Raw genomic sequence first — 7,758 nt, forward strand, 5'->3', positions numbered from 1 at the left:
GACACGAAGGCATGATGGAAGAAGCTCCTGCTGCTGAAGAACCGGCTATGGAAGAAATGGCGGTTGCTTGTGACGAACCCATCAAAGTTGGTTTGATCACCGACGCATCTGGCCCGCTGGCAATCTATGGCGCGCATATCATCCGCAGCTTCATGCTCGGTATGGAATATGCCACCGGCGCGGCTGGCTCTGTAGGCGAAGTTTTCACCGCCGAAGATGGCAGCAACACCTTTATGCTGGGTGATTGCGAAATTGAAGTACTGCTCGGCGACGACCAGACGAACCCTGATCTGACCACATCTGTAGCACGCGAATTCATCGAGGTGGATGGCGTGGACGTATTGGTCGGCACAGTTAGCTCTGGCAATACCGCTACACTGCAAGAGATTGCCGCCGAAAACGGCGTTCCGTTGATCGTGGCTCCGGCCGCGGCCAATGACATCACCGGTGTAGGCTTCAATGAATACACCTTCCGCACCAGCCGCGAGAATTACCAGGATGCCATCGCACTGTGTGAATATGTCACCCAAGAATATGACACCTTTGTACAGATCGCTCCAGACTACAGCTTCGGCTGGGGTGGCGCGGCTGCCTACCGGGATGCCTGCACGCTCTATGGCGGCACCTTCCCTGTAGACGACATCTTCGCTCCCTTCGACACCACCGACTTCACGCCCTACATGGAACAACTACTGGACTCCGGTGCTGAAGCCTGGATTCCCACCTGGGCAGGCGGCGGGTTCATCGCCATCATGCAAGCGGCTGTCGATTTAGGCGTAGTTGATGAGATGACTATGGCTTCGTCCTTCGTGGATAATGTGGCATTGCCTGCTTTCTTTGGCAATTCCATTGGAGCGACTGGTTCCATCCTGTATCACTACTCAGCTCCGGACAATCCCGTCAACGACTGGCTGATTGACGTCACCAAGTCGCGCTACGGAGTTTATCCCGACCTTTTCGACGGCGATGGCGCTAACGCGGCCATTATGCTAGTTGAAGGTTTGAAGGCCACCGGCGGCGATGCCAGCGCGGAAGCGTTGATCGCAACCTGGGAAGGCATGGAATTCGAAGGCCCCAAGGGTACGATCCTTATCCGTGCCGAGGATCATGTCGCCATCCAGGATATGTACGTCATGAAACTGCTCAATGTTGACGATCCTGAGGCCATGTACTTCGAATATATCACCACCACCCGCCCTCAACCGCCTTGTTTGCTGCCCGAAGAACTGGCAGACCGCTGCGGCGATCTGCCCTACGGCAGTCTGACCGGCGAGTAAAATCACACCAACCAATGCGTGGGGGCATAAGCCCCCACGCATTGGTTCTTAAATACCGAGAGAGTCTGTATGGAAGATAACTTCATCCTCGAAACCCAAAACTTGCGTAAGGAATTCGGCGCGCTGATCGCGGTAGATGATGTCAACATCCGGGTGCGCCCCAACACCACACACTCCATTATCGGACCCAATGGCGCAGGAAAAACTACTTTTTTTAATTTACTGAGCGGTAATTTAGCTCCCACCTCGGGGAAAGTATTTTTCAAGGGCAACGAGATCACCCACCAGCCGCTGCACCGCACCGCCCACCTCGGAATCGGACGATCTTTCCAGATCACGAATCTTTTTCCTAATTTGACCGTTCTGGAAAATATCCGACTGGCTTGTCAGGCTTTGGGGCATGACAATTTCCGTATGTTGCGCTCACACAAGCACTTCCCCAAATACGAACAGCGCGCCCGCGAAGTAGCCGCGCTGGTAGGTCTGGAATCCGATATAGCTACCCTGGCACGCGCCCTCCCCCACGGCGGACAGCGCAAGCTTGAACTGGGCATCATTCTGGCTGCCGACCCCGAAGTGCTGCTGCTCGATGAGCCTACAGCAGGCATGGCCGCCGAACAAGTCCCGGAACTAATCCAGCTCATTCGGGATATTCAAACTTCCGGCAAGAAAACCGTGATGCTGGTTGAGCATAATATGAATGTAGTGATGAGCATTTCCGACACCATCACCGTAATGCACATGGGACAAATTTTGGCCGATGGCACACCCGCCGAGATCGCGGCCAACGAAGTTGTACAGAGCGCCTATCTGGGCCAACTCTATGGCGATATGCAAACTGGCGGAGAGGACACAGCACATGGAAACTAATTCTCTTCTCCACGTAAACAACATCCATACCTTTATCGGTCAATTTCACATTTTAGAGGGCGTGAGCATTCATGTTCCAAAAGGGACAATTGTCGCGCTGCTTGGGCGCAATGGAGCCGGAAAAACTACCACGCTCAAATCCATTTTGGGGCTAACGCCCCCGCGTCAGGGAAAAATTATTTTTGACGGGCAGGAACTTCAGGGGCAACGCAGTTTTGAAATCGCAGCCCTGGGAATTGGCTACGTCCCTGAACATCGCGCCATTTTCCGCGACCTGAGCGTGGGCGAAAACCTAAAAATCGCCGAGCGTCAAAAAGGCGATCTGGCGAGAAAAGAAGGCTTTATTTTTGATTTATTCCCCGATCTCAAACGCCTGATTCATTTACAAGGCGATCACCTTTCGGGCGGGCAGCAGCAAATGCTGGCGATCGCCCGTGCGTTGGTTCCCGATAATAAATTACTCCTGATCGATGAGCCAACTGAAGGGCTGGCTCCAGTACTGATTGAGCAAATGATGGATGCTATCCGGCAGCTCTCGGCAGAAACGACCATTTTATTAGTGGAGCAAAACTTCATTGTTGCCAGCCAGCTTGCCGAAGGTTACATCATCATTGAAGAAGGCCAATCGGTTCAGGCGGGCAAAATGGCCGATCTGGTGAACGACCCCGCAACCATCCGTCGCTACCTCGAGGCCGCCTAAAGGAGAAGGATACCTATGACAACAATACTGCAATCCTTCCGAAAAAACCGTACACTTTGGATCACACTGCTCGCGCTCAGCGTTATTTTTATTCTGGGAGTGCGCGGCTTAGTCGACCCTGCTGCTGAAGGCGGCGAACGTTATAAAAATGTAGTCATCACGATCTTGCGCGGTTTTTCCACTGGCTCTATTATTTTCCTGGTCGCGTCGGGATTTTCAATTATCTTCGGTTTGATGAACGTGCTCAATATGGCCCACGGCGCATTGTTTATGATCGGCGCCTATGTGGGTTGGACAATGGCTGTACGCCCCGATACGGTTGTGGATGCGTTCACGCCATTGGTTTTGATCGCAGCCGGATTTACTTTGCTGCCTGTTTGGGATTGGCTGCTGAAGAAGGTTAAACTCCCCAAAATAGTCAGGAGTATCTGGCCGTGGGCAGGGCTGATTCTGGCAGTCGTCGTGCTGGGGTTTGCCATCCCGAAATACCCCATCACCAGTTGGAATGTCGGTTCCTACGAAATCAGCCCGACGAATTTTGCATTTGCTGCCAGCCAGGGCCAACTCATTCTTCCCGAAGCGGAACAATTCATTGAGATTTCACCCGCTATTGGGCTGGGCGCTCTCATTCTGGGCGGCATTTTAGCAGGCATTACGGTTGCCGGTTTTGCAATCAACCGCCGCCCGGCTACAGCAGGACCATCCGGAAAAGAGAACTCACTGCCCATAAAAGGTTTGGTTTTCTTCGGCGGGTTAATTCTGCTGGGGTTGCTCGTTCACTACTTCAATACGCCGATTTCGGCTTTCTTGCTTGCCATTGATTCAACCTGGCTCTTTATTTTGGCTGTGCTGGTTGCCGTAACCACAGGCGCACTCTTGGGAGCATTGATCGAATCAACTCTGGTGAGACCACTCTATGAAACGCATATTTATGTGCTCATGCTTTCCCTGGGAGTGAGTTCAATCATCATTGAAGCAGTACGCACGATCTGGGGAGCGCCAGAATTCACCATGCCGCGCCCTTCTATTTTCAACGGCACCGGCGATGGCTGCCCGGCTGAAAGTATCGGCGCGATATTCCAAAACAAGTGCTCTACCATTTTTGTACTGGGTGGGCGCGTACGCACCTACAACGAGCTTTTCATCCCTATTCTTGGGATCATTGTGCTAATTGCGGTGTGGATTTTATTACAGCGTACCCGCCTGGGCATGATTGTTCGAGCAGGCGTGCAAGATAGCGAAATGGTCCGGGCGCTGGGCATCAATGTGGAACGCATCTTCACGATTGTATTCGCCCTCGGGGTTGGGCTGGCAGCCCTGGGTGGAGTCGTCGGCGCGCCCTCTACGGGGTTGACAACTACCCTCGGGGACAGCTTGCTGATCAACTTGTTGGTCGCGCTCGCCATCGGCGGCCTGACCAGCTACCCGGGGGCAGCCGCCGGAGCGTTAATCGTCGGCTTGCTGCAACAATTCATTATCAAATACGGCCAAATTGGCATCAATATTCCCTTTATGGACGAACCTTTCAAACCCACACCGCCCCTTGTCCCCGCGATGACCGTACTCCTGATGGTCGTAATTCTATTGGTCTTGCCCAATGGGCTGTTTGGACGCAAGGAGTAAGCCATGACATCGACAACTTCTCCCCGCCCTAGTGGCCTGACACAATTTATCAAGAGCAACCGCGGCATCCTGATTAGCATTGTTGGCCTGATATTGCTGCCCTTTATACTGACCCTGGTCGACGGACAGTCGATCAGCAGTATGCTAGCAAATGAATCTGGACAATCCAAGTTTTATCAGGGTTTGGCGATCGAGATTTTTATTCTGGCAATTTACGCCCTGAGTTACGATTTGCTCTTCGGGATTACTGGCTTACTCTCGTTTGGGCACGCCATGTTTTATGGCGTTGGCGCTTACCTGACCGGCATTATGCTGAAGAGTTTTGGCTGGGGTTTGCTGCCGATTATCGGTTTGGTAACTGTCGCTGGGGTGGTAATGGCGCTGATTTTCAGCATTGTGCTGCCGCGTGTCAAAGGGATTACCTTTGCTCTGGTGACATTGGGAATTGCCCAAGTATTCTATATTGTGATCCAGTCGCGCGAGTTGGTTGATTTTGCTGGTGCAGAAATTGGTTTACAGGGGGTTACCCCTCCCGAATTTTTGAATCCCGTGGAGCAACGCCTGCGTTTTTACTTCGTCGGGCTGGCGATACTTTTCGTGGTGTATTTTATTTATAAACGCTTCGTAGACTCGCCCACCGGGCGCGTGTGTATTGCCATTCGTGAGAATGAAGACCGCGCCACCATGCTGGGTTTTAATACCTTCTATTTCAAGCTGGCTGCTCTAACGCTTTCATCGGTAACTGCAGCGCTTGCCGGGGCAATGCACGGCCTGTTCCACCCTATCATCCGTCCGGGAATTGCCAGTTCGCATTATACGATTGCAGCATTGCTGATGATTTTGATCGGCGGAATCGGCACTTTAAACGGCGCTATTCTCGGCGCGGCAACCTTCCGGCTATTGTCGTTTTACCTCGAAAAGTTATTTGGCGGCACATCGCAGGTTATCATCGGGATAGTGTATATTCTACTGGTACTCTTCCTCCCCTATGGGATAGTGGGTACCTGGAAATTGCGCGGCTATAAAGTTAAACAGGGCTGGAAAGATTTAGTCAACGCCATCAAATCTAATTCGTAGAATGCCTTACATCTCCCCCACCCATAAGTTGGTAGACAGCTTATGATTCCATATGCTGCCTGACGGCGTAGACGACCAGTTCGCGGCGATATTCAATTCCAAGAATATCCATCATATTTGAAATATGGACGCGCACAGTAGCATCAGCAATATGCAATGTCGTTGCAATTTGTTGATTCGTAAATCCTTGCCCGATAAGCGCAAGCACATCTCGTTGCCGTCTGGTTAGCGCCTCACTACCCGAATGGGCTTTCCCAGAGTGCGACTCCCGCACGGTATTCATCAACTTGGCGGCGATCTTCGGCGGCAAATAGGCTTCTCCCGCACCTACCGTTCGGATTGCCTGGAGCAATTCGTCGCGCTGGGCATTTTTGGTGATAAACCCCAATGCGCCCAGTTGCACAGCTTGCAGAATGTCTGCTTCTTTATCCAAACTGCTGAGGACAAGAATACGAATGTCCGGTAATAAATTGGTTAAAGCCTGAATCGCTTCCAACCCAGTCATCTCTGGCATCATCAAGTCCATTAGCACAACATCGGTCTCAACCCGGGGAATCAAGTGCAAGGCTTCTTTGCCATTGATGGCCTCACCTGCAATTTTCATATCGAAGGCTGCTTCTATTGCCATTTCCAGCGCATTGCGCATGAGTGGGTGATCATCAACGATAAATACGCGTATGGTTTTCATGAACTTGAACCTATTCCTCCGATTCGGCAGTTGGGATGCAATCTAAGTTAATTTGCGCATGGATCGTGGCCCCGCCCCCGGGTTTCGAGTCAATCTTCAACAAGCCTCCCATGCTCGATACACGTTCGGTCATATTCTTTATTCCCATGCCGCCACCTTTTCCGATCTGGTCTGGGGAAAAACCGCAACCATTATCACGCACTTTAACCGTAACCTGATAGGGCGTGCCAGAGATGGAAACCCAAACATGATCGGCGCGGCCATGCCTTAGAGCATTATTTAAAGCCTCGACGATAATAAAAAAGAGTTCTCTTTCGCAGTCTTTAGGAATGACGCCCCGGTTGTCAATATTCAACTCTGTTTTAATTCCCAGACGCCGCTCGACGGATTCCAAACGCGTTTCCAAAATTTCGAACAAATCGACTTGCTCGTCCGATGTTAAACTCAAACCATATAGCAGCAGACGCATTTCCTGCAGAGTCTGACGGGCGCTATCTCCCAACATTTCTAAGGAAGCGGCCAATTTCTCAGGCTGATTTTCCCGATGAAGGTGCTGGGCTGTCTCTGTCGATAGAACCAGACTATGCAGCGACTGGGTCATCGAATCATGCAGATCGCTTGCTACTCGGCGGCGCTCTTCAATCATCGCCAAATCCAACAGGGCTTCTTCTGCACGCACCCGTTCAGAGATATCCCTTTGTATGGATAAGGAATGCAGCAAATTCCCATCCTGATCTCTCACGGCTCCAGCGCTGAGCAATACGGTACGCCGCTCCCCACTTCTGGTAAGGATGATAATCTCTTCGTTGATGAGTTCTCCATTTTCTTGCCACTTTTGCGAGAGCTGTTCTACGGTCGATATTGACTCAGGGGCGTAGATGATATCTAACGGTTTGCCCACCAGATCATCTTTAGCGTACTCCAAGGCCGCTAACGCGGCGGGATTGGCATCGAGGATGTTGCCTCCCGGAGAAACCATATAGCAATAGTCCGGTTCGTACTCGAAGAATTGCCTGAAACGCTCTTCAAGGCCTGTCATGCGCTGCCCCTGCCTGGCAGCCATTGTATTAAACGCATGGGTTAGAAAGCCAATCTCATCTTCGTTCTGGACGGGTACTTTGACAGTCAGATCGCCAGATTCCATTTTTCGCACCCCTTCTAGCAGAGACTCCAGGGGTTTGATAATCGAGAAATGCAACAAAAGGGGCAGCCCAAACAACAGCAAGATACTGCCGCCGATCATGATTCTGGCGAAGGGCAGCATAAAGTTGTGCAGGTAGCGCCGGAAAGCAAGTTGGTAGTTTTCGATCAGGGGAGAGCCGCCTGTTTGGGCGGTGAGCAACAAATCGGCAGCGTTGGTGTGCAGCGGCTCTCCCATCCCGGAAACTACCCCGCGTATCCAGGGATTGGCGGAGGGAGTTGCATCCGGGTCGAAGGTAAAGGGCAGCGGCAAACCATTGTAGGTCACATCAAAAACACCATCCTGATACAAGATGACCTGGAAGGTGAACACAGCGCCGGAG

General features: G+C 51.8%; 7 protein-coding genes. 5 read left to right on the forward strand and 2 right to left on the reverse strand.

The window, feature by feature from the left end; all coding sequences use genetic code 11:
• The 5 genes from HN413_16575 to HN413_16595 form a co-directional block, all read left to right on the forward strand.
• Positions 1-1,277: substrate-binding domain-containing protein (locus HN413_16575; GenBank protein MBT3392015.1), on the forward strand; the 1,277-nt coding region annotated here is incomplete at its 5' end.
• 69 nt (positions 1,278-1,346) lie between these two features.
• Entirely contained in the window at positions 1,347-2,147 is an 801-nt protein-coding gene (locus tag HN413_16580) for an ABC transporter ATP-binding protein (GenBank protein ID MBT3392016.1), read from the forward strand.
• On the forward strand, positions 2,137-2,847 hold the full coding sequence (locus tag HN413_16585; GenBank protein ID MBT3392017.1) for an ABC transporter ATP-binding protein: 711 nt from the start codon (positions 2,137-2,139) through the stop codon (positions 2,845-2,847). Before HN413_16580 ends, HN413_16585 begins: the two co-directional genes overlap by 11 nt.
• 15 nt (positions 2,848-2,862) lie before the next feature.
• The gene (locus HN413_16590; GenBank protein MBT3392018.1) at positions 2,863-4,470 is read left to right on the forward strand and encodes a branched-chain amino acid ABC transporter permease; all 1,608 of its coding nucleotides are present in this window, start codon (positions 2,863-2,865) and stop codon (positions 4,468-4,470) included.
• A 3-nt stretch (positions 4,471-4,473) separates the two neighbouring features.
• Complete coding sequence (locus HN413_16595) at positions 4,474-5,547, forward strand: branched-chain amino acid ABC transporter permease (protein MBT3392019.1); 1,074 nt, start codon at positions 4,474-4,476, stop codon at positions 5,545-5,547.
• Between the two features lie 40 nt (positions 5,548-5,587).
• Here HN413_16595 and HN413_16600 read toward each other — a convergent pair whose 3' ends face one another.
• On the reverse strand, positions 5,588-6,235 hold the full coding sequence (locus HN413_16600; GenBank protein ID MBT3392020.1) for a response regulator transcription factor: 648 nt from the start codon (positions 6,233-6,235) through the stop codon (positions 5,588-5,590).
• A gap of 10 nt (positions 6,236-6,245) precedes the next feature.
• A partial coding sequence (locus HN413_16605; protein MBT3392021.1) for a PAS domain S-box protein occupies positions 6,246-7,758 on the reverse strand: 1,513 nt, incomplete at its 5' end.

The sequence above is a fragment of the Chloroflexota bacterium genome (assembly GCA_018648225.1).
Taxonomy (GTDB): Bacteria; Chloroflexota; Anaerolineae; order Anaerolineales; family UBA11858; genus NIOZ-UU35.

Excerpts from the sequence above, each read along its gene's own strand:
- HN413_16580 (MBT3392016.1), top strand. The coding sequence starts at position 1,347 with ATGGAAGATAACTTCATCCTCGAAACCCAAAACTTGCGTAAGGAATTC.
- HN413_16585 (MBT3392017.1), top strand. The coding sequence starts at position 2,137 with ATGGAAACTAATTCTCTTCTCCACGTAAACAACATCCATACCTTTATC.
- HN413_16590 (MBT3392018.1), top strand. The coding sequence starts at position 2,863 with ATGACAACAATACTGCAATCCTTCCGAAAAAACCGTACACTTTGGATC.
- HN413_16595 (MBT3392019.1), top strand. The coding sequence starts at position 4,474 with ATGACATCGACAACTTCTCCCCGCCCTAGTGGCCTGACACAATTTATC.
- HN413_16600 (MBT3392020.1), bottom strand. The coding sequence starts at position 6,235 with ATGAAAACCATACGCGTATTTATCGTTGATGATCACCCACTCATGCGC.